This window comes from Faecalibacterium sp. DFI.5.82 (assembly GCF_029076575.1).
GTDB classification, from domain to species: Bacteria; Bacillota; Clostridia; order Oscillospirales; family Ruminococcaceae; genus Faecalibacterium; species Faecalibacterium duncaniae.
Genome location: NZ_JARFIS010000001.1, coordinates 278,757 through 298,704 on the forward strand (window position 1 = coordinate 278,757; position 19,948 = coordinate 298,704).

General features: G+C 48.9%; 25 protein-coding genes. 24 read left to right on the top strand and 1 reads right to left on the bottom strand.

From position 1 onward, the window contains the following. Nucleotides 1-62: 62 nt before the first annotated feature. Nucleotides 63-428, bottom strand: a complete 366-nt coding sequence (locus P0G09_RS01495; protein WP_012741669.1) for a helix-turn-helix transcriptional regulator — start codon at nucleotides 426-428, stop codon at nucleotides 63-65. 147 nt (nucleotides 429-575) lie between these two features. Between P0G09_RS01495 and P0G09_RS01500 the strand changes: the two genes are divergently transcribed. From P0G09_RS01500 to P0G09_RS01615, 24 genes are all read left to right on the top strand, one after another. Next, complete coding sequence (locus tag P0G09_RS01500; RefSeq protein ID WP_005945178.1) at nucleotides 576-764, top strand: hypothetical protein; 189 nt, start codon at nucleotides 576-578, stop codon at nucleotides 762-764. Continuing rightward, a complete protein-coding gene (locus P0G09_RS01505; RefSeq protein WP_256175310.1) occupies nucleotides 757-1,458 on the top strand; it encodes a response regulator transcription factor in 702 nt (233 codons plus the stop codon). Before P0G09_RS01500 ends, P0G09_RS01505 begins: the two co-directional genes overlap by 8 nt. Before the next feature lie 2 nt (nucleotides 1,459-1,460). Continuing rightward, nucleotides 1,461-2,384: a HAMP domain-containing sensor histidine kinase gene (locus tag P0G09_RS01510; RefSeq protein WP_044945291.1), complete on the top strand. Its 924-nt coding sequence runs from the start codon at nucleotides 1,461-1,463 to the stop codon at nucleotides 2,382-2,384. A 92-nt stretch (nucleotides 2,385-2,476) separates the two neighbouring features. Continuing rightward, nucleotides 2,477-3,244: an ABC transporter permease gene (locus P0G09_RS01515; RefSeq protein WP_005945168.1), complete on the top strand. Its 768-nt coding sequence runs from the start codon at nucleotides 2,477-2,479 to the stop codon at nucleotides 3,242-3,244. Between the two features lie 12 nt (nucleotides 3,245-3,256). After that, nucleotides 3,257-3,682, top strand: a complete 426-nt coding sequence (locus P0G09_RS01520; RefSeq protein ID WP_085808135.1) for a DUF3887 domain-containing protein — start codon at nucleotides 3,257-3,259, stop codon at nucleotides 3,680-3,682. Nucleotides 3,683-3,699: 17 nt separating this feature from the next. Then, nucleotides 3,700-4,623 (top strand): ABC transporter ATP-binding protein, encoded by a 924-nt coding sequence (locus P0G09_RS01525; RefSeq protein WP_118526926.1) that lies wholly within the window; start codon nucleotides 3,700-3,702, stop codon nucleotides 4,621-4,623. After that, nucleotides 4,616-5,347, top strand: coding sequence for an ABC transporter permease (locus tag P0G09_RS01530; RefSeq protein WP_005945158.1), 732 nt, complete (start codon nucleotides 4,616-4,618; stop codon nucleotides 5,345-5,347). The genes P0G09_RS01525 and P0G09_RS01530 overlap by 8 nt, the downstream gene beginning before the upstream one ends. 13 nt (nucleotides 5,348-5,360) lie before the next feature. Beyond that, nucleotides 5,361-6,092 carry an ABC transporter permease gene (locus P0G09_RS01535; protein ID WP_179148991.1) on the top strand — a complete coding sequence of 244 codons (732 nt, stop codon included), beginning with the start codon at nucleotides 5,361-5,363 and terminating at the stop codon, nucleotides 6,090-6,092. A gap of 466 nt (nucleotides 6,093-6,558) precedes the next feature. After that, nucleotides 6,559-6,981 carry a sigma factor-like helix-turn-helix DNA-binding protein gene (locus P0G09_RS01540; protein ID WP_179148988.1) on the top strand — a complete coding sequence of 141 codons (423 nt, stop codon included), beginning with the start codon at nucleotides 6,559-6,561 and terminating at the stop codon, nucleotides 6,979-6,981. A gap of 507 nt (nucleotides 6,982-7,488) precedes the next feature. Continuing rightward, nucleotides 7,489-7,692 carry a hypothetical protein gene (locus P0G09_RS01545; RefSeq protein ID WP_256175308.1) on the top strand — a complete coding sequence of 68 codons (204 nt, stop codon included), beginning with the start codon at nucleotides 7,489-7,491 and terminating at the stop codon, nucleotides 7,690-7,692. 133 nt (nucleotides 7,693-7,825) lie between these two features. Continuing rightward, complete coding sequence (locus P0G09_RS01550) at nucleotides 7,826-8,002, top strand: hypothetical protein (RefSeq protein ID WP_005945143.1); 177 nt, start codon at nucleotides 7,826-7,828, stop codon at nucleotides 8,000-8,002. An 89-nt stretch (nucleotides 8,003-8,091) separates the two neighbouring features. Beyond that, nucleotides 8,092-9,600 carry a recombinase family protein gene (locus tag P0G09_RS01555; protein WP_256175306.1) on the top strand — a complete coding sequence of 503 codons (1,509 nt, stop codon included), beginning with the start codon at nucleotides 8,092-8,094 and terminating at the stop codon, nucleotides 9,598-9,600. Between the two features lie 71 nt (nucleotides 9,601-9,671). Next, complete coding sequence (locus tag P0G09_RS01560; protein ID WP_275251731.1) at nucleotides 9,672-10,664, top strand: alcohol dehydrogenase; 993 nt, start codon at nucleotides 9,672-9,674, stop codon at nucleotides 10,662-10,664. Between the two features lie 173 nt (nucleotides 10,665-10,837). After that, a complete protein-coding gene (ade, locus tag P0G09_RS01565) occupies nucleotides 10,838-12,577 on the top strand; it encodes an adenine deaminase (RefSeq protein WP_275251732.1) in 1,740 nt (579 codons plus the stop codon). 168 nt (nucleotides 12,578-12,745) lie between these two features. Then, nucleotides 12,746-13,213 carry a GNAT family N-acetyltransferase gene (locus P0G09_RS01570; RefSeq protein WP_187115648.1) on the top strand — a complete coding sequence of 156 codons (468 nt, stop codon included), beginning with the start codon at nucleotides 12,746-12,748 and terminating at the stop codon, nucleotides 13,211-13,213. Between the two features lie 73 nt (nucleotides 13,214-13,286). After that, nucleotides 13,287-13,778, top strand: coding sequence for an HD domain-containing protein (locus P0G09_RS01575; protein ID WP_005922554.1), 492 nt, complete (start codon nucleotides 13,287-13,289; stop codon nucleotides 13,776-13,778). A gap of 2 nt (nucleotides 13,779-13,780) precedes the next feature. Next, entirely contained in the window at nucleotides 13,781-14,293 is a 513-nt protein-coding gene (locus tag P0G09_RS01580) for an NUDIX domain-containing protein (protein ID WP_005922551.1), read from the top strand. 140 nt (nucleotides 14,294-14,433) lie between these two features. Further along, nucleotides 14,434-15,627 carry a Fic family protein gene (locus P0G09_RS01585; protein ID WP_275251733.1) on the top strand — a complete coding sequence of 398 codons (1,194 nt, stop codon included), beginning with the start codon at nucleotides 14,434-14,436 and terminating at the stop codon, nucleotides 15,625-15,627. A gap of 21 nt (nucleotides 15,628-15,648) precedes the next feature. Next, complete coding sequence (locus P0G09_RS01590; protein WP_275251734.1) at nucleotides 15,649-16,104, top strand: (deoxy)nucleoside triphosphate pyrophosphohydrolase; 456 nt, start codon at nucleotides 15,649-15,651, stop codon at nucleotides 16,102-16,104. A 587-nt stretch (nucleotides 16,105-16,691) separates the two neighbouring features. Beyond that, entirely contained in the window at nucleotides 16,692-17,573 is an 882-nt protein-coding gene (locus P0G09_RS01595; RefSeq protein ID WP_275251735.1) for a hypothetical protein, read from the top strand. Nucleotides 17,574-17,575: 2 nt separating this feature from the next. Continuing rightward, entirely contained in the window at nucleotides 17,576-18,373 is a 798-nt protein-coding gene (locus P0G09_RS01600; RefSeq protein WP_275251736.1) for a DUF6551 family protein, read from the top strand. An 85-nt stretch (nucleotides 18,374-18,458) separates the two neighbouring features. Then, nucleotides 18,459-18,842: a type II toxin-antitoxin system PemK/MazF family toxin gene (locus P0G09_RS01605; RefSeq protein WP_275251737.1), complete on the top strand. Its 384-nt coding sequence runs from the start codon at nucleotides 18,459-18,461 to the stop codon at nucleotides 18,840-18,842. Between the two features lie 60 nt (nucleotides 18,843-18,902). Beyond that, the gene (locus P0G09_RS01610) at nucleotides 18,903-19,139 is read left to right on the top strand and encodes a hypothetical protein (RefSeq protein WP_005922522.1); all 237 of its coding nucleotides are present in this window, start codon (nucleotides 18,903-18,905) and stop codon (nucleotides 19,137-19,139) included. Nucleotides 19,140-19,318: 179 nt separating this feature from the next. Beyond that, on the top strand, nucleotides 19,319-19,852 hold the full coding sequence (locus P0G09_RS01615) for an AbrB/MazE/SpoVT family DNA-binding domain-containing protein (protein ID WP_249241623.1): 534 nt from the start codon (nucleotides 19,319-19,321) through the stop codon (nucleotides 19,850-19,852). Nucleotides 19,853-19,948: the final 96 nt, after the last annotated feature.

The following is a 19,948-nucleotide window of genomic DNA, read 5'->3' on the forward strand; positions in this document are numbered from 1 at the left end:
CACAGAGGCATTGCTTGCCACTTAGCGGCAGCCCCTAAAATGGCGCAAAAAAACAGAGGCCCTTATTCTGGAACCTCCGTTTCTCTGGCTTTCTTAATGCCTTCGGCTGTGGCTTCTATCACGACAAGCTCTTTTTCATTCATGGAGTTTAGAAGAACATCAATGTGCTTTCTGCAAGAGCTTGACCTTGCCCCTCCGTCCGCATGAATAAACTGGTCAACTGAAACGTCAAACATAGTAATGAGTTTAACAAAAAGGTCGAAGCTGGGATACTGACCTTTGTTCTCAATATTCATAATGGTACGGGAGTCACGGTCTACTAATTCCGCAACATAGGCTTGTGTCCATCCCTTTTCTTCTCTGGCTCGTTTGAGAGCCGCCCCGAGGCCGTGGAAGTCAAACCTTCTTTCATCTTGGTTCATTTTCATATCACCCTATATCATTCTACATTTCGGGTTGGATTATGAGAATGTAATGAAATTTTACATAAAGTAGTATTTCATTTCATCAATGTGCAGCCTCCAACTTGTACTATTCGAGGTAAAGAACTATAATGTATTCTGTGGAGGCGCGAAATGGACTATATGACATTGAAAGGGGCCGCCGAAAAGTGGGGCGTGACACCTCGTAGGGCAAATTATTATTGTGCTGGTGGACGTATCCCCGGTGCTGTGAAAATGGCTGGTGTTTGGCTGATCCCTAAAGCTGCGGAAAAGCCGATTGATGGCCGGACAAAACAAGGGAGGTTGCTGAAACATGAATAGTGTTTTGATTATAGACGATGACAAGAAACTTTGTGCCTTGATGAAAAAATGTGTGGAACAAGAAAATTTATCTGCGGTAGTAGCACATGGCGGCTTAGAGGGTCTGAGGCTACTGGAAAAAAACAAGGATACCTGTTCACTAATTATTCTGGATGTGATGATGCCAGATATGAACGGGTTTCAAGTATTGCAGAAAATCCGAGAGAAAAACAATGTGCCGGTGCTGATGCTGACCGCCAAAAGCGACGAAGAAGATAAGGTTTCTGGTCTGCGGCTGGGAGCGGACGATTATCTGACAAAGCCGTTTGGAATTAACGAACTAATGGCTCGTGTCAATTCTCTAATCCGGCGCTATACCACCTTAAACCCTGTGACCGGAAACGAAGCCGCCACCATGCTTCTGAAAGATATGGTAATTGATAAAATCAACCGAACCGTAACGGTTCAAAATCTCCCGGTAGACTTGACCGGCAAAGAGTTTGATTTGCTTCTATTTTTGGCGTCCAACAAGGGTCGGGTCTTTACTAAAAAACAACTTTATACGCAGGCGTGGACAGAAGAATATGATTTTGACGACAATAACCTCATGGCATTTATCAGTAAACTGCGAAAAAAAATCGAGCCAAATCCAGAACAACCTTTTTATATTCAGACTGTCCGCGGTGTAGGGTATCGCTTTAACAAGGAGGCATGAGCATGGAAATTAACCTTTATCTATTGTTGTCCTTATTGATTGCTTTGCTGGTAATCAGCTATCTTTTGGGAAAACTTCACCGCGTCCGTGGTCAGCTTTTTCTTATTAGGGATGCCCTAAACGATATAAAAGCCGGGAATTTGAACCGCCGTGTATTGGTGCGGGAAAGCGACCTGACAAAACAAATCTGTTATGATATTAACGAGATTGCCATGAGCAGCCAATCTCGGCTTATACAGCAAAAGCAATCCGAACAGGCTTATAAACGGCTTATGACAAGCCTTTCCCATGATGTAAAAACCCCTCTTGCTTCTCTGGTTGGATATTTGGAGGCTGTGGAAAGCAAGATGGTAACAGGAGCTGAGAAGGAAGAATACATTCGGGTGGCTATGGAAAAAGCCCACCACCTGAAAGATTTTGTGACCGCCCTGTTTGAATGGGTGAAGCTGGATGCCGGGGAACAGATTTTTCATTTTGAGGTCTGCGACCTGAATGAGCTTTCCCGTGACATCATGGCTGATTGGGTGCCGCTGCTGGAAAACCACGATCTTAGCTATGAAATTGAGATACCCGAAACAGAATACATGACACGGGTTGACTCTACCGCCTACACTCGTATTCTCAATAATTTACTGCAAAATATTCTGACGCACAGTGATGCAAGCAAAGTTTTCCTGACCGTGACTGAAACTGAGCAGCAGGCAAAAATCGTTGTTGCTGATAACGGCAACGGGATTGCCGCCTCTGATCTCCCGCATATCTTTGAACGGATGTATCAATGCGATCACTCCCGTTCTGCCAAAGGGAACGGGCTGGGCCTTTCGATTGCCAAAGAGTTAGTCAGTATTCATAAAGGAACGATTACAGCCGCTAGTGTTCCCGGAAACGGAACAACCTTTATCATCATACTTCCGAAAGCTCTGTGATCCCACGGAGCTTTTTTTGAAAAAATTTTATCTCGGCAAGGTTATGGCAAGGTTTGCGTTTTATAATTGGAACCATGAAAGGAGGAAACCGTATGACGATTATTACAACTGAAATCCAGAAATGGAAACGGAATAAAATTGTCTGGTGCATTTTGGCTCTAACACTTCTGCTTGGAGCGTTTGCGATTGAAAGGGCTTGCAGCATTTCAAGGAGCAGTCCCTTTATGGATAGTTTTGGCGACCTTTACACACTGGCCTTTAAGAATCTGTCCAGCCTGTTTCTGCCGATTGTGCTGGGAATGTTTGCAACGACACTGTTTTTCGATGAACACAAAAATGACACGATGAAAGAACTGCTTATCATCCCTATTACAAAAGCACAGCTATATTTTTCAAAAGTCGCTGTGGTTATTCTGATGTCCGTAGGACTGTGCCTGATTACTTTTCTTTTGTGTGTTGTCGGTGGGCTGATTGCCGGAGGCTTTCCCGATCTGAACGCCCAAACACTGATGGACGCTGGTCTTTTGTATCTGGCAGGTGGTATTCTGATTCCCATAGCCATGCTTCCGATTGTGTTTCTTTCCACGCTGTCAAAGGGATATATCCTGCCCATTGGCGCAACGCTGCTTTATCTGATTCCCGTAGTCATTGCCCCGGCTTATCTTACGGGAATACACCCGCTGGCAAGCGTGATGGGGATTTATCCCCATATTTCCGAAGCGGCCGCAGCTATGGTAGAAAGCCTGATGCAAGGCGTTTTATTCAATACTTCGCCGCTTGTTTGTGTCGGTTCGCTGCTCTTGATCGGTGCTACATTTGCCGCCGCATCCGTAGTGGCTCTAAAAAAGCAATCTTACTGAAAGGAAAGACCTATGAAACGATTGAGTTGTTTATTACTCGGTATTCTGCTTGTTTTTTCTCTTTGTGCCTGCCAGCAGGCCGCTCCATCTTCCGGCGAGGCTCCCGACCAACAGGCCATTACGGAAGAAGCAACCGAATACTTTAACCAAATGATGGATGGAGATTTTGAAACTTTCTTCAATGCGTTGCCGCAGGGCGTACAGGACAATATTTCTGCGGAGACGATACAGGAAACATGGGAAGAAGAAGTCGATAAGCTGGGCGGGCTGCCGGAGAACACTTCCCCGGATGTGTCCTGCTATGTGCCGGAACACTCTGACCAAATCCGTGTTGAATTTGTCATTCCTTGTGACAAAGGCAATTTCAAAGTATTCATCAACTATTTCCCGGATGGCAGCCTTTACAACTATGTTATCTGGAAGAACGAAACAAAATGAGAAAGCGAGGCATTTTTATGAGTGATCTTGTGATTGAAACCAAAAAGCTGACAAAGATTTACGGGGAACAAACTGCCGTTAATTCTGTGAATCTTCATGTAAAACCGGGCCGGATTTATGGACTTTTAGGACGCAACGGAGCCGGTAAAACCACAATTATGAAAATGATTTTGGGCCTTACACCAATCACTTCCGGCGAAGTAGATGTGTTCGGACAGAACATCAAAGGCCATGAGAAACGCATTTATCCCCGTATTGGAGCCATCATCGAAACTCCCGGTTTTTATCCGAATCTGACCGGCACAGAAAACCTTGAAATTTTTGCGAAGTTACGAGGGACACCTCAGCCCAATGCCGTCAAGAACGCGCTGGAAGTTGTGGGATTGCCCTACAAGGACAAAAAGCTGTTCAGTAAGTATTCCCTCGGCATGAAGCAGCGCCTCGGTATTGCCAACGCTATTCTGCATGACCCGGAGCTTTTGATTTTGGACGAGCCGACCAATGGACTTGACCCTATCGGTATAGCCGAAGTGAGGAACTTTATTAAGAATTTAAGTGTGGAGCGTGGCAAAACCATCCTAATTTCCAGCCATATACTTTCCGAAATTTCACTGTTGGCAGATGACATAGGCATTATCGACCACGGGGTTCTGCTGGAAGAAAGCAGCATGGAAGAATTAGAAAAGAAAAATCGGAAATACATCCAGCTTCAAGTGTCGGATATTCCAAAAGCCTCTTTAATTTTGGAAAGGCAATTCCATGTGACCGATTATGCGGTGCAGGACGAACACAACCTGCGGCTTTATGACACCGCACTGGATATGGCGGCAATCAACAAGGCCCTTGTGGTGCAGGATGTAGCTGTTATCAGCTCCCAAATCTGCAATGATACCCTTGAGGATTATTTCAAACAGATCACAGGGGGAGAGGGAATTGCTTAAACTGATACAAGTTGAATTTCTAAAACTGCGCCGGAGAAAGTTTATCTGGCTCATGCTGCTGGCGGCGCTCTTTATGCCACTGGCTGCCGTATTTTACTTTTCAAGTGTCAAAGGAACCGGTGTGGACCCCATTATGTTTTACAAATGGACAGCGTTCAGCTATACCCCGTGGATCATCCTACCGGTAGTGCTGGGGATGTTGTGTACCATGCTGATGTATAACGAAAACCAGTATGATATGCTCAAACAGCTTTGGATTGTACCGGTCAATAAAATGGCATACTTTTTCAGCAAGTTTGCTGTGGTGCTGGTGTATTCCATTTGCTTTATGCTAGTTACCGCAACGGCGTCCATTCTGACCGGCATACTATCCGGTTATATTCCCTTTGACAGTGAAAGTGTCCTTTATCTTTTGCGGAAGTGTATGGAAATTTCTCTGTTGACCGCCTTTGCGGTGTTACCAGTACTGGCGGTTGCCGCAGCGCAAAAGGGCTATATTCTCCCTGTTTGCCTGACGCTGATTTATACATTCCTCGGCTTTATCCTCTTGATGGTGAATATGTACCTACATCCGCTGTCCAGTATGACCGCTATTGTTATGTATGATATTCCGGGTGTTGTATTCGATCAGCCATTAAATATTCCAGCCGCATTTCTGTGTATTGGTGTATGGGCTGCTGCTTCGGCTGTATTGGCGAATGTGGCATTGGTTCGGAGAAAGTGAGGTGCAAAAAATGATGAAAGATTTGCTTTGGGCGGAGAGTCAGAAACTCCACCGTTCCAAAATACTCTGGATTGCTGGGTTTGCAACAGTCATGGTAGGGTTGATCGTCTTTGCACAGGGACAGTTTACATTCTATGACCGCCGATATATTGACGGGGCTGGATGGTTTATGACAGCGGCCCAATCCCTTGCTACCTTTTATGTTCTGCCTGCTGTAATTGCCCTATTGGGAAGTTATATGATTTGCCGGGAGGAACAGGAGGATACCTTAAAATCTCTGCGGCTCATTCCCGTAGATGAAGTGAAACTGACACTTGCCAAAATGATACTTGCCTTTGTGTTCAGCGTTCTGATTTACCTTTTACTTTTTGCAATTACCTTTCTTGTCGAGGCAGTTTTGCATTTAGAAGCACTTTCCGTTGGCCTTGTGTTAGAAAATCTGAAAATATATTTTCTGGATGGGGTAGGCGTATTCTTTGCAATTTCGCCTATTATCGCTCTGGTAGCGCGGATGAAAAAGGGGTATTGGCTGGCTCTGGTATTTGCAGAAATTTATTCGTTTGCTGGATTATTTGCGAGTATGTCCCAGCAGTTAAAGACGGTATATCCCATGACAGCCGTTTTCAATATCTCTGGTTATTATAATGCAAATATGTTTCAGGTTTTAATCGGCGTTGTAATTCTGATGGTTTGTGTGATTTTGTCATTGTTAATTTTGAAAGGATTGAACCGCAAGACTAAATAAATGCAATATATCTAATGATCTGCCGGACGACGGCAAAAGAAAAAAAGCCGTCGTAAAGCAGACACATTTTCACGCGCCTATGAAGCGGCGGCTTTGATTTTCAGAGCCGCCGTTTCTTTTCGTCTATCCTAAACCAACGACGACCTAACACCGTGTAAATCCACGGCGGCATATAGGAGGATTGCCGCCGTGTCTATTTTTGTCTTTTTTCACAGTACCCATGATCTGCACCAGCTAAAAAAAGCGTAGCTCCCCCTCCGGGTTATTCCGGCTATGTATGCGAAATTTGTTGGAACCTTAACTATCATGTCATTTCATGCGTCCGTGTGGCTTCATGCCGCCCGGGCGCTTTTGTGTTCTTATGGGGCTGCTTCGGGTCATGTTGGCCCGAAGTCATTCCCCGGTGCCGATCCCCGCCGCCTTCGTTTCGGTCACTCGTCAACCAACAACCGAAACGGAGGTCAATATGACTATTATCAATTTGCGGGACTATTACCCATTCTATACATCGGATTGCTTCATGGAAGTATCGGAAGAAGTTGCAGAAATGTTCAAAGAGTTTGATCGTAAAGAGGCTGCTTATCGGCTGCGTACATACCGCCACAAAGCCTACTATTCCCTTGATCGGGATGACGGGCTGGAGCATGAGGCTGTCTTTGTCGCTTTATCTCCCCATGAACTGTATGAGCGGAAAGTGACCATGCAGGAACTTCACGCAGCGATTACCAGTCTGCCAGACAAACAGGCAAAACGGATTTACGCCCATTTCATTCTCGGCATGACCAAACAGGACATTGCCCGGGCAGAGGGCGTCCATGAAAAAGTAGTTCGTGTCGCAATCGAGCGAGGTCTGCGTCGCTTAGAAAAAATTTTGAAAAATTCTTTGTAAGGCGTACCGATTTAGGCCGGAAAATGAAATGGCTTATGAGAGGTAAAACACTTCGGCTCACAATGGCCCGAGGTTCAGACAAGCCTCATGCAGATTGAAAATTGAATAAAAAGACACCCGGATACGAAGGGGAACGCGCTGTGTGACAGACCCGCCATGACCTCGGATTTCAGAGAATACAGTCTTTGTAAAACTGAGCGAGCGAACAGGTCCATGCCATAGGTGGGGCAAGGCTGGCTCCACCGGAACAGGCGCAGAACCCGGATACTTGCGTTTAGTCACAGTCCGAGCGTTGAAGCGGCCTTGCAAGCCGTGAGCCGTCGCAGGCAATGAGAACGCCTTGCCATCAGAATGGGGAGAGTTGAAATACTATGGGGCATGAAGCCTATGTCCGTCCGATGTGTCTGAAATGAAGTGAAAACCTATGGGGAGCCCCCGGCAATGCTGTCTGATGATAGGCCAACCGATCCGGCGTGGCTCCCCATCTTTTCAAAAGAGGAGCACTTTATGGGAAATGCGTTTGGAATGATCCCCGGCTTGGAACCGGACGAATGGAGCAATGACGCCTGCCGTGGTTATGTCATTATGGCAATGGAGAACTGCGAATTTTCAAAGAAGGATATACGGCGTGTTGTGGGGCAGCTTTATGAAGTATTTGACCTCAACAGCGTGGAGGACGCCAAAGAAAAGTACCATTCCAGTCCTTACTGACCTCGGGCCACATCGACCCGAAGTGGAGAAAGCTCAAAGGGCGGCACCTGCGGGGTGCCGTCTTTTGACATTTCCCCACGGGACAAGTGGGAAAGGCTGGCATATACACGCACTTTCGCAAAGGAGGTTTTCAATGACGCAAGCTGTCACTTATGAACGAGAAACAAAGGCTGTCGCATTTCAAGGGAAGATCATTGTGCTGGAAAGCCTCACGCCGGTACTTCCCCCGAAGGAGAAAGCACAGCGCAAAAAAGAAATTGAGCGTTGTCTTTATGAGGTGTTCAGCAAATATGGGGACAGATTTCCCTAATCATTCGCAACATTGTTGTCCGGGGCTGCTGATGGTATAATATAGTTGTAAGGTTGGTATCTCCATTCCAACAAGGAAAGGAGCCCAATATGGAATTTATCAGAGAAGATTGTATTTACGCAAGACAGTCAGTAGACCGCAAGGACAGTATCAGCATTGAAAGTCAGATTGAATTTTGCAAGTATGAATTGAAAGGTGGGAACTGCCGGGTATTCAAGGACAAAGGCTATTCCGGTAAAAATACGGATAGGCCGGAGTTTCAAAAGCTGTTGGGCGAGATCCGCAAGGGAAAGGTCAGGCGGGTCATCGTGTATAAACTGGACCGTATAAGCCGCTCTATTCTGGACTTTGCAACGATGATGGAGCTGTTTCAAGAGTACGATGTGGAGTTTGTATCCTCCACGGAAAAGTTTGATACTTCGACCCCGATGGGCCGGGCCATGCTGAATATCTGCATTGTATTCGCCCAGCTTGAACGTGAGACAATTCAGAAGCGTGTCACAGACGCCTACTATTCACGGTGCCTGAAAGGCTTCCACATGAGCGGGCAGGCGCCATACGGTTATCAGTTAGAGCCTACTGTGGTAGAGGGTATCCGCACAAAGAAAATGGTTGCCGACCCCGTAGCCGCCGACCATGTTCGGCTGATGTTTGAAATGTACGCTGAACCGGAAACCTCCTTCGGAGATATTACCCGATACTTCGAGGAACATGACATAAAAATTTATGGAAAATCCATGTTCCGTACATTTCTTTCCCAGCTTTTAAGAAACCCCGTTTACGCACAGGCCGATTTGGAGCTGTACGAATTTTTCAAGAGTCAGGGTGCAGCGATTGTCAATGACGCTTCTGACTTTGCCGGAACAAACGGCTGCTATCTCTATCAGGGGCGGGATGTGAAAGAGGACAAGGACAGGTGCTTAAAAGACCAGATACTTGTTATCGCTCCCCATGAAGCACTCATTTCCTCTGACACATGGCTGAAATGCCGGAAAAAACTTATGGCAAATACCACCTTCCAGCAGGGACGGAAACCGAAGAACACTTGGCTGGCCGGAAAAATCAAATGCGGGCATTGTGGGTATGCTCTGAAAGCCACCCATGTACCAAACAGCACCGGATATTTCCGCTGTACCAAACGGACGGAAAACAAAGGCTGTCCGGGCTGCGGGAAAATCCGCAAAGAAGAATTTGAGCAATTCATTTTCTCGGCCATGCAGGAAAAGTTCAAAGACTTTCAGATCCTCCACGGCAGAGAGGAAAAAGTCAATCCGAAACTGACCGCCTATCAAGTGGAGCGGGCACAGGTGGAGGCAGAAATTGAAAAGCTGCTGGATATGCTAACCGGAGCCAATGCGACCTTGCTTGCCTACGCTAACAAAAAAATTGAAGAACTGGACACCCGACGCCAGACCATTTCAAAGGCAATCGCTGAATTGAGCGTTGAAACCATATCGCCCCAGCAGATAAAGAAGTTGTCCTATTATCTCGACAACTGGGAGAGCATAGATTTTGACGACAAAAGAAAAGCCGCCGATGGTTTGATCTCTACGATCAAGGCCGCCAGCGACCGTGTTCAGATAGAGTGGAAAATCTGACATTTCCGCTCTATCGCCCCTCATTTCTATTTTATCTTGTTTGTACCCCTTGTACACCGATGTTTGCCCTGATGGAAAAACCAAAGCCGGTGCTGCAGCACGAGCGGGATGCCATTGTAAAGGTGACCCTTGCCAGCATCTGCTCCAGCGACCTGCACATTAAGCACGGCAGCGTGCCCCGGGCGGTGCCCGGCATCACCGTAGGGCACGAGATGGTGGGCATCGTAGAAGAAGTGGGCAGTGCGGTGACCAATGTGAAACCCGGCGACCGGGTGACGGTGAACGTGGAGACCTTCTGCGGAGAGTGCTTCTTCTGCAAAAAAGGCTTCGTGAACAACTGCACCGATCAAAACGGCGGCTGGGCACTGGGCTGCCGCATCGACGGCGGGCAGGCGGAGTATGTCCGGGTGCCCTTTGCGGATCAGGGACTGAACAAGATCCCGGACGGCGTCACCGATCGGCAGGCGCTGCTGGTGGGCGATGTGCTGGCCACTGGCTTTTGGGCGGCACGCATCTCGGAGATCACCCCCGAGGATACCGTGCTGATCCTCGGTGCAGGGCCGACTGGCATCTGCACGCTGCTGTGCGTCATGCTGCACAGCCCCAAGCGCATCATCGTCTGTGAAAAGGACGCAAGCCGCCTGCAGTTCATCCGTCGGCACTACCCGCAGGTGCTCACCGTGCAGCCGGAGGACTGCGCCGCCTTTGTGCGTGCCCACAGCGACCACGGCGGGGCCGATGTGGTGCTGGAGGTGGCAGGGGCAGACTCCACCTTCCGGCTGGCATGGGAGTGTGCACGGCCCAACGCCATTGTGACGGTGGTGGCACTGTACGATAAGGCACAGACCCTGCCGCTGCCGGAAATGTACGGCAAAAACCTCACCTTTAAGACCGGCGGCGTGGACGGCTGCGATTGTGAAGAAACGCTGCGTCTCATCGCAGAAGGCAAGATCGATACCGAACCGCTCATCACCCACACCTACCCCCTGTGCCGGATCGCAGAGGGCTACGAGCTGTTTGAAAAGAAACGGGACGGCGTGATCAAGGTGGCAGTGGAGTGCTGACGGTGTGCGCCAAGTCACACACGCACATAAGGTGGCCCCGGAGAGCTGTAACAAGCCCTCCGGGGCCATTTTTGTTTCCCGACATCTTTTCCGCAGCGGCAAGGCGTGGTAGAATAAGGGCAGAACCAATCCACAGGTGAGAAAATCGAACTTCAGAGAGAGGAGATGTTTCTATGCAGTTCGATGAACTGAAACGCCGGATCTCGGCAGGCAGAGGAGATGCTTTGGCCGATCTGGTTTTGAAAAATGCCAGAATCGTCAATGTATTTACCGATGAGATCGACACCGCTGACATTGCCATCAGCGGAAATTCGATCGTGGGCGTGGGTGCGTATCATGGCCGGAAAGAAGTTGATCTGCACGGCAAATATGTCTGTCCCGGTCTGATCGATGGGCATATCCACATCGAAAGCTCCATGCTCTGTGGTCCGGCTTTCGAGCAGGCAGTGCTGCCCCACGGTACCACTGCGGTGGTCACAGACCCACACGAGATCTCGAACGTTGCGGGGCTGGAAGGCTTGGATTTTATGCTGGAAACGACAAAAAATCTGACCCTTTCGGTTTATTTCATGCTGCCCTCCTGTGTGCCGGCCACGGATCTGGATGAATCCGGTGCGGTGCTGAACGCAGAACAGCTCCGGCCTTACTACGGCGATCCCCGCGTGCTGGGGCTTGCGGAACTGATGAATGCCTACGGAACGGTGCGCTGTGACCCGAAGATCCTGCAGAAGATCCGCGACTGCACCGAAGCGGGAAAGATCGTGGATGGACACGCACCGCTCTTGAGCGATAAGGACCTGAATGCTTATATTGCGGCAGGCGTTCAGTCTGATCACGAGTGCTCCAACATTGAGGAAGCCATGGAAAAACTCCGGCGCGGACAATACATCATGATCCGGGAAGGAACGGCTGCAAAAAATATGGAGGCCCTGATGCCGCTGTTCCGGGAGCCCTATTGCAGCCGCTGCATGCTGGTGACGGATGATAAGCACCCCAGTGACCTGCTGGACAGCGGACACATCGATTCCAACATCCGCAAAGCAATCCGGTTGGGGGCAGACCCGGCGGTGGCCGTCAAAATGGCAACGCTGGTCCCGGCACAGTATTTTGGGTTCAAGCAGCGCGGTGCCGTAGCACCGGGGTACCGGGCAGATCTGGTTGTGGTTCCTGATCTGGAATCCTTTACGGTCGAACAGGTTTACAAGAATGGCACGCTGGTGGCCGAGCACGGAAAAACGCTGAAACCCGCACCGCTTGACATCGACCGTGTGAGATTTTCCCACGTTATGGATTCCTTTGATCTGGATGAGATCACACTGCAGGACCTGGAACTTCGGGAAAGCGGGGAGCAGGAGCGTGTCATCTGCCTGAACCGGGGCGAGCTGCTTACGGAGGAAAAAATCATCCCGTTCCAACGGCATCCGGGCAAAGCTCCCGGTGTGGACCCGGAACACAACATCGTAAAACTGGCCGTTTTTGAGCGACATCATCACTCCGGCCATGTGGGCATTGGCTTTTTAGGAAACTTCAGCCTGAAATGCGGAGCCGTTGCATCGAGCATCGCACATGATTCCCATAACCTGATTGTGGCAGGGGACAACGATACCGATATGATGCTGGCCGGCAACACCGTGCGGAAAAACAAAGGCGGACTTGCGTTTGTGGCAGATGGACAGGTCGTGGCAGAACTTGCGCTTCCGGTGGCCGGATTGATGAGCACCGAAAGCGCAGAGAGCGTTGCGGCGAAAATGCAGGCGCTGAACGATGCCCTCAAGGCACATGGTGTAGCGGAAGATATCGGCATCTTTATGACCCTCGCCTTCGTCAGCCTTCCGGTCATTCCAAAACTCAGACTGAATACATACGGCATCATCGATGTAGCGCAGCAGAAAGTCGTTCCGGCTGTTTTTTAATACGCGATAACAAAAATACTGCCGGAGACCGACCCGAATGGTCCGTCTCCGGCAACAGAACAGTTCGTTCCTACTCTTAGAAGCGAGTCGCGTCAAGAGAAAAATTGACAGAAATTCTTATTTGATAAATCGGAATTTGTGCGACCGATTACAGGAAGGAGAAGGATAATGGCTATCACATTAAAGAAAGCAACGAGAGAAGATATAGAAACCATCTGGAAAATGCAAGTAGAGGCATTTACAGAGCTTTTAGATAAATATCAAGATTTCGATATGAGTCCGGCAACTGAAAGCTTAGAAAAAATAATCGCTAAATTTGAACAGCCTTGGACAACTTATTATTATATCGTTGAGAATGATATAGTTGTTGGTGCAGTACGAATAGTTAATAAAAACGATGGAAGTAGAAAAAGAATTTCGCCAATTTGGATTATGGGTGAATTTCGCAATAAAGGATATGCTCAACAAGCAATGATTGAACTTGAAAATATATATGGTTCTGACCATTGGTGTTTGGATACAATTTTACAAGAAAAGGGAAATCTACATCTATATGAGAAAATGGGATATGTTCAAACTGGAAAGGTTGAGCATATAAACGAAAAAATGGATATAGTATTCTATGAAAAAAATTGACGAAGAAATCAGACAGACAACTTCGCGTTTATCAAGGTGAACATTTAAGTATTAAAAACGGGGAGTGAAACAAATGATGACCATTGCACAGATCATGGAAAAGATGATCGCCTTTTCCGAAGGGAATATCCATGACATCACGCACCTGAGCTGCGTGTGGACCTATGCCAAAACCATTGGTGAGCTGGAGGGGCTGGACGCAGACACGCAGTTTATTCTGGAGGTGGCGGCCATCACCCACGATATCGCCTGCCCGCTCTGCCGCAAAAAGTACGGCAACACCAATGGTAAATATCAGGAGCAGGAGGGTGCCCCGCTGGTGCGGGAGTTCTTGGCGGATACCGGCATGACGGCAGAACAGATCGACCGTGTGGCCTATCTGGTAGGGCACCACCATAGTCCGGCGCAGATCGACGGCATTGACTATCAGATTCTGATTGAGGCAGATTATATCGTCAATGCGTCCGAAAGCGGGTACGACCAGCAGGCAATCCGAACCTTTATGGAACATACGATGAAGACGGCAGCAGGTATCCGGCTGACAAAAACAGTGTTTGGAGTGTAAAAATGATTCAGAAGCATTGCTTTGAATGCGGCACGGCATTGATTGAAAAAGAACTGGAAGAAGAGGGCATTGTGCCTTACTGCCCGAAATGCCAGCAATACCGTTTCCCGATGTACAATGTGGCAGTCAGCATGATTGTTGTGGATGAGGAAACCGGGAAAATTCTGCTCATCCAGCAGTACGGCAAGCCCTCTTATATTCTGGTGGCTGGATATGTGAACCGCGGTGAGGCAGAAGAACACGCCGTGGTACGGGAAGTCCGGGAAGAAACCGGGTTGGAAGTAGAGCACCTCCGGTTCAACCGTACCAAGTTTTTTGAGCCGTCTAACACGCTGATGTGCAACTTTACGGCTTTCGTCAGAACCGCAAAGGCGCTGCATATCAACCACGAAGTGGACCGCTGCAAGTGGTTCACCCCGCAGGAAGCCAGAGAAAACATCCGTCCCAACAGCCTTGCAGCGGAATTTTTGAATGCGTATCTGGACGAAGTGGGGAATAAGCCGATGGAGATGTGATTCGTGACGGAACCACGGGAATTTTGACGGGGAGTATGGAAAAAAGGTTGGTTCGGCCTGTTTCGGTTGACTTTTTTATAAAGAATCGGTATATATGATACTATATAGTATCAATAAGTATCAACTGCGAGGTGGACAGAATGGATGGGGCACAGTTTGCCAAAATGCTTTCAGATAAGCATTTGTTTGAACTCAATCGGATGGAATACAAGTACTCGACTGTCAGCGTCAAAGAATTTGCCGAATTGCTGCGGCAAAACTTTGCGCAGCCTCTGCCGTTGACTGATTTTTCTGGAAATAAGCTGTTTTACCTGCCGAACCTCGCGCAAATTTCAACAAATGGTATGAAGCAGTTGCTCTCTGCCCCGGTCAGTGGACAAAACTTCGGTTTGTCGGCGATGACCGAGGAAATTTATGCTACTTTTCAAATTGAAAGTATCCGCTCGACCCGCAGCAGTATCCGTTATATCCTCGATGGTTATGCCCCTCGTGATGAACAAGAAGCCCGCATCTATGGTATGAAGCGCGGACTGGAGTTTATCGCGAATCGTCAGAATACGATCACCGAGGAGAATCTGCATTACCTATATCAGATCAGCACAGGGGATTATCTCCCGGATGAAGATCGATTACTGCCAAACCACTTTTATCGGCATGGCGAGGTTTTTATTGTGGGCGGTGAAGAACCCAGACCGGGACTTCCGGCAGAGCGGCTTCCCGGTGCTATGAAATGTCTTGTCGATTTTGCGAATGCCAATGACGGCATCAATGAGCTGCATAAGGCTGCCATTCTGCACTTTGCTTTTGCATACTACCACCCCTATTTTGACGGGAATGGACGCACTGCACGGCTATTCCACCTCTGGTATCTTGTTCAGCAGGGCTATCCTGCGGCACTATTCACGCCGTTTTCCCGATACATCGCTGAAAACAAGGACGCATATTACAAAGCCTACGAACGCGTGGAGAGAAATGCTCTGATTTCCGGCTATACGGATGTGACTCCCTTTCTGTTCTACTTCTGCAATGAGGTCTATAACCGCCTGCAGGTGGATGCAGTCCCGCCGAAAACTGATCTTGAGGTATATCAAACTGCTCTTGCGGAAGGAAAAATCACAGAAAAAGAACGGCTGCTCTGGGAGTATGTTCTGTCTGCTTATGGTGCAGAGGAGTTTACCACAAAGCAGCTGGAAAAAGATTTCCGAAACGCTGCGTATGCAACCATTCGGACGTTTGTGATGAAATTCCATGAGATGGGGCTGCTTACTGCAAGAAAAGCAGGAAACAGGGTGTTCTATCGTGTCGGTGGGACTTCTGACGGTCGGCCATTATAATGAATCCAAAAGGAGAACGTTATGAAAACGATTCGTGTTGTGGCCGCTGTGATTTGCGACTCCATGCAGGAAAAGTACAAAATCTACGCCACCGCCCGTGGTTATGGCGACTATAAAGGCCAGTGGGAGTTTCCGGGCGGCAAAATCGAGCCGGGCGAAACCCCGCAGAAGGCTCTGAAGCGGGAAATCGAAGAAGAACTGGACACGGAAATCGCCGTGGAGGAATTAATTGGTACAATCGAGTACGATTATCCGGCGTTTCATCTTTCCATGGACTGCTTCTGGTGTGAAGTGGTTTCCGGCGATCTTGTTCTGAAAGAAGCGGAAGCTGCACGATGGCTGACAAAAGATGACATTGATTCCGTTCCGTGGCTTCCGGCGGATCAGACCATTTTGGATGTTATCAGAAGTTCAATGCAGCCAGTGAAACCACTCCATACCAGCGAATATGACAACGAACCTCTGCAGAGATGCTGAGGATTCCCGGAATGAAAGATGAACTGGGCCGTCCCATGACGCTGCTGGTGAAAGCCGCTATTCCGAAAAAATTGTAAAAACAGAGGCCTCTGAATCTTTTCCTAATAAGAAAGAGACTCGGAGGCCTTTATTGGTTGATTTAGCTAACAGTCGTGTCGAAAGACATCCCGTCTGAGGGCAAAGCGAAGGTTTTGCTTTTCAGGCGGGATTTTTTTGCTTTTTGGGACTGTTGTATACAATATATGGACTAAGAGGGTGGGTGACTTGGACTACGAGTCCATAAACTTTTGCTCGAAAGTACGATACACTATTGTCACAGCAGCGGCCCAGCTCCGAAAGGGAGCGGGAGCCGCAGCCGGGCGGACCTTGAAAATTGAATATGCAGCTTCAGGTACTTCCAGATAATGATACTTCCGTAATTCGCGGCCCGGTCATAAAGAAGACGGGGTGGCCGAGAGGCCAATGGAGTGGTGCAAATCCAACGCCTGAATGTTTCCCTTTCTCAGGGGTGCCGGGGGCAAATTAAGAGAAACCATGGGCACACCCGCTACCGCATCCTGAAAAAGCACGGCTTTATCAAGTTTGAAGTGGAAGAAATCCAGCTTGCGAACAAGTACGAAGCGCTTGCATGGATCTGCAAAAATCAGCTTGGCCGCAGAAATCTCAGCCCAGAACGAAAGAAGTTTCTTCTGGGCAAGGAGTATGAATCGACCAAGCTGGCGGTGGGCGCACCTCTCGGCAGCAAACATGGAATACGAAAATGTGGTCAAAATGACCACATTTTCACAGAATCCAGAACCTGTCAACGCATTGCTTCCGAGCACGGCGTTGGAGAAAAGACGGTGCGACGTGCCGAAAAATACTCGCAGGGCATAGATGCCGCTGAGGAAGCGGTGCCCGGAGCACAGGAGGAGATCCTGACCGGGCGCATCAAGGCAACGGATGCACAGATTGCTGCTTTGCCTGCGATCCCCAAGGAAGAGCGTCCGGCCATTTTGGACGAGCTTCGGAAAGAAAAAGGCAAACGGAACGAGAATCTGCTTTCCAGACCGAAGCCGGAGCGTCCGCCGCCAAAGTCTGCGCCGCCGAAACCGCCGGAACCTCCGCAGAACGAGGAACCCGCAGCACCGGAGCCGGTGACACCCTCCCCACCGGAGGAGGAAATCGAACCTGCCAGCAACGGACCACCAAGTTTTCTTCAGAAGATACAGGGGCACAAGCGCCACCTCTCGGAGGAGGACATGGCACGGTTGAAGGTATCGGTGGACAGCCGGTACCGAGACCGCATTGCAAAAAGTGGTTCCATCATGCTGTGCGAGTTGCAAGGCGCAGCAGAGGATTTTATGTTCCGATGGGGCATTATTTTCCAGAACTATCCGGATGTTTTAACCAATGAAACCAGCAGGGAAGACGTTTCTGCATTGATCGACCGAATGACGACCTACCTGAACACTGTAAAGGAGATGTAAATATGTTGAATTCCAACCTGAACCTCAGCACCCTGCCCGAAAGCACCTTTACCTACCAGTTCGTGAACAGCGCATTGCTCTTCCCCTGCATGGAATACCAGCGCCTTCTGCGCACGGAGAAGGTGGCATCCATTGCGGAAAACTTCTCGGAGTACATTGCGAATGATCCGAAGGTCAGCTTCCGGGATGGCCGCTATTACGTTTTTGACGGGCAGAACACGGTGGAGGCACGTCGGGCCTGCAACGGCGGTAAGGACCTGCCCATCCGCTGCAAGGTTTTCCTTGGTCTGAGCAAGGAGGACGAAGCAACGCTCTTTGCGTTGCAGACCGGCATTTCCACCTGCCTGACGGCGGGCGAACGTCTGCGTGCTAATCTGGTGGCAAGAAACCCGGATGCAATCCACTTTGTGAGAGCCACCGTAGATACCGGTGTGGAGTTTGCCTACGACGGCATCCGGGCAGCCTGGAAGATCTACTGCATCGAAACGGCATACGAGCTGTACAAACAGTATGGCTGTGAGCGCTACGTCGAGATGCTTCACATCATCAACGAGGCGTGGAAGGGCAATGTGGATTCCTACCTTGCCGGTGTGATCCGGGGCGTGACCCGGTTTATCTCCGTCTATGAGGGCGAATACGACCGGGAACGGCTGGTGCAGCAGTTGGCACGAACCCACCCCAAGACCATCACCCAACTGGCGCAGAAGGATACCGGCAGCTCTGCCAACCGTCATATGCGGCAGATTCTCCGCCTCTATAACGGTGCCAGCCGTGAGATGAGTCTGCCGCTGAAAAACTGACAGTTTCGTTTTACCTCCTGAACAACAGCCGTCGTGGTATCCGTCTGCGGCGGCTGTTTCTTACATAAAAAGGAGGTTGATTTTTATGTTACCGAACAATTGGAGATATCTCAGAGGGGACATCTACTATGCAGACATGGAGCCGCATATCGGCTCGGAACAGGGCGGGAAACGCCCTGTGGTAGTTCTGCAGAACAACATTGGAAACCGTCATTCGCCTACATTGATCGTTGCAACTGTTACCACCCGGACGGAAAAGAAGAAAAACCAGCCCACCCATGTGCTGGTGGATTCCAACCCGGCCTTTGAAGAACCGTCCATGATTCTTCTGGAGCAGATCTTCACGATCGATAAATCCCGCATCGAACGCTTTATGGGCTATGCCAGCAAGGCTGAAATGCTCCGCATTGATATGGCTTTGCTGGTCAGTCTGGCTCTGAATGTTATGAGCGGAAGCCGCAGCGAATAGCGGACAACCAGTAACCCGTAAAAATGAGGTGATAGCAATGTAATCGGAGGTGAGTGAGCCATGCGAAAGAGTGCCCCCATTGAAGTGGTGGTACATTACCCCAAAACGAAAGAGGGATGGGACGAACTCGGAAAACGGGTCGCAACCGCCCACGCCAACTATGTGATCGAAAAAATCGACCGTCTGAACTGCCCCACATGGCAAAAGCTCGAATTGCTGCAGGCGGTGATCGATACTACCAAAGGAACTTACAAACCCAAAGAACACCAAAAGCCCGGTTGGCAGCCGAGCCGATAAACAAAGCCCCACGCTCAACATATGCTTTTCTGCTCTGACCAGAGACGGTCAGATTCAGAGGCAGTGTTGAGCGTGGGGCTTTTTGTGTTACATAAGTTTTTGGAATTTTGCTGACAAAATAAAATCATTGATTGTTGGCGGCCAATATGGTATTCTTTTTGCAAGGGAAGGTGAAGTGCATGAATCGTCGCAGCGTGAAAATTATGAGAAGAAAAGCCGGGGGAACAGCAGGAAAGAATGCAGAAAAGTATTCGGTCAATCTCCCGGCAGTGTGGCTTCATGCGATGGGACTTTCAAAAGAGGACCGGGTAGAACTTTCTTTTGACGGTGAAAAAATCACCGTCCGACCGCTTGCATCAACAGACTCGGAACTGTTCCGCAGAAATGCAGAACAGAAAGGACATCAGCTGAAAGAATATCGGTATTATGACGGAGATACGTTGTGTACCGTGATTTTGGCAGATTTTACAGCGGAGCAGATCTGCATCGAAAACAAAGTTGACGAAATACTGGATACTGCGTTTGGTGTGAACGAAACGCCCTCATGGGAAGACTTCCTGGCCTTTCTGGCAGACCGATGCATTCCGAAAACACGAAAGGGCTTGGATTACTATCTGGATGCTGTTGGCGTTCCGGAATATGACCCGGTTCTGCTTGTTGAAAAGACGCAGGGAAGAATGGCGGAGGATCACAAATGGCTGGAAATTATTTGACGCTGCATATTACCCCAAACAGTTCCACTTTTTGCTGAAAGAGCGTATCGAAACCGTCCTGATAGAGCAGCAGAAAAAGCTTTTTGAAAAGTAAAA

What these genes read in the sequence shown, in the direction of transcription:
- P0G09_RS01580 (WP_005922551.1), top strand. Translation starts at nt 13,781, where the DNA reads ATGATTCAGAAGCATTGCTTTGAATGCGGCACGGCATTGATTGAAAAA.
- P0G09_RS01615 (WP_249241623.1), top strand. Translation starts at nt 19,319, where the DNA reads ATGAATCGTCGCAGCGTGAAAATTATGAGAAGAAAAGCCGGGGGAACA.
- P0G09_RS01495 (WP_012741669.1), bottom strand. Translation starts at nt 428, where the DNA reads ATGAAAATGAACCAAGATGAAAGAAGGTTTGACTTCCACGGCCTCGGG.
- P0G09_RS01585 (WP_275251733.1), top strand. Translation starts at nt 14,434, where the DNA reads ATGGATGGGGCACAGTTTGCCAAAATGCTTTCAGATAAGCATTTGTTT.
- P0G09_RS01520 (WP_085808135.1), top strand. Translation starts at nt 3,257, where the DNA reads ATGAAACGATTGAGTTGTTTATTACTCGGTATTCTGCTTGTTTTTTCT.
- P0G09_RS01510 (WP_044945291.1), top strand. Translation starts at nt 1,461, where the DNA reads ATGGAAATTAACCTTTATCTATTGTTGTCCTTATTGATTGCTTTGCTG.
- P0G09_RS01500 (WP_005945178.1), top strand. Translation starts at nt 576, where the DNA reads ATGGACTATATGACATTGAAAGGGGCCGCCGAAAAGTGGGGCGTGACA.
- P0G09_RS01535 (WP_179148991.1), top strand. Translation starts at nt 5,361, where the DNA reads ATGAAAGATTTGCTTTGGGCGGAGAGTCAGAAACTCCACCGTTCCAAA.
- P0G09_RS01605 (WP_275251737.1), top strand. Translation starts at nt 18,459, where the DNA reads ATGTTACCGAACAATTGGAGATATCTCAGAGGGGACATCTACTATGCA.
- P0G09_RS01525 (WP_118526926.1), top strand. Translation starts at nt 3,700, where the DNA reads ATGAGTGATCTTGTGATTGAAACCAAAAAGCTGACAAAGATTTACGGG.
- P0G09_RS01560 (WP_275251731.1), top strand. Translation starts at nt 9,672, where the DNA reads ATGGAAAAACCAAAGCCGGTGCTGCAGCACGAGCGGGATGCCATTGTA.
- P0G09_RS01610 (WP_005922522.1), top strand. Translation starts at nt 18,903, where the DNA reads ATGCGAAAGAGTGCCCCCATTGAAGTGGTGGTACATTACCCCAAAACG.
- ade (WP_275251732.1), top strand. Translation starts at nt 10,838, where the DNA reads ATGCAGTTCGATGAACTGAAACGCCGGATCTCGGCAGGCAGAGGAGAT.
- P0G09_RS01505 (WP_256175310.1), top strand. Translation starts at nt 757, where the DNA reads ATGAATAGTGTTTTGATTATAGACGATGACAAGAAACTTTGTGCCTTG.
- P0G09_RS01590 (WP_275251734.1), top strand. Translation starts at nt 15,649, where the DNA reads ATGAAAACGATTCGTGTTGTGGCCGCTGTGATTTGCGACTCCATGCAG.
- P0G09_RS01555 (WP_256175306.1), top strand. Translation starts at nt 8,092, where the DNA reads ATGGAATTTATCAGAGAAGATTGTATTTACGCAAGACAGTCAGTAGAC.
- P0G09_RS01540 (WP_179148988.1), top strand. Translation starts at nt 6,559, where the DNA reads ATGACTATTATCAATTTGCGGGACTATTACCCATTCTATACATCGGAT.
- P0G09_RS01600 (WP_275251736.1), top strand. Translation starts at nt 17,576, where the DNA reads ATGTTGAATTCCAACCTGAACCTCAGCACCCTGCCCGAAAGCACCTTT.
- P0G09_RS01545 (WP_256175308.1), top strand. Translation starts at nt 7,489, where the DNA reads ATGGGAAATGCGTTTGGAATGATCCCCGGCTTGGAACCGGACGAATGG.
- P0G09_RS01550 (WP_005945143.1), top strand. Translation starts at nt 7,826, where the DNA reads ATGACGCAAGCTGTCACTTATGAACGAGAAACAAAGGCTGTCGCATTT.
- P0G09_RS01515 (WP_005945168.1), top strand. Translation starts at nt 2,477, where the DNA reads ATGACGATTATTACAACTGAAATCCAGAAATGGAAACGGAATAAAATT.
- P0G09_RS01575 (WP_005922554.1), top strand. Translation starts at nt 13,287, where the DNA reads ATGATGACCATTGCACAGATCATGGAAAAGATGATCGCCTTTTCCGAA.
- P0G09_RS01570 (WP_187115648.1), top strand. Translation starts at nt 12,746, where the DNA reads ATGGCTATCACATTAAAGAAAGCAACGAGAGAAGATATAGAAACCATC.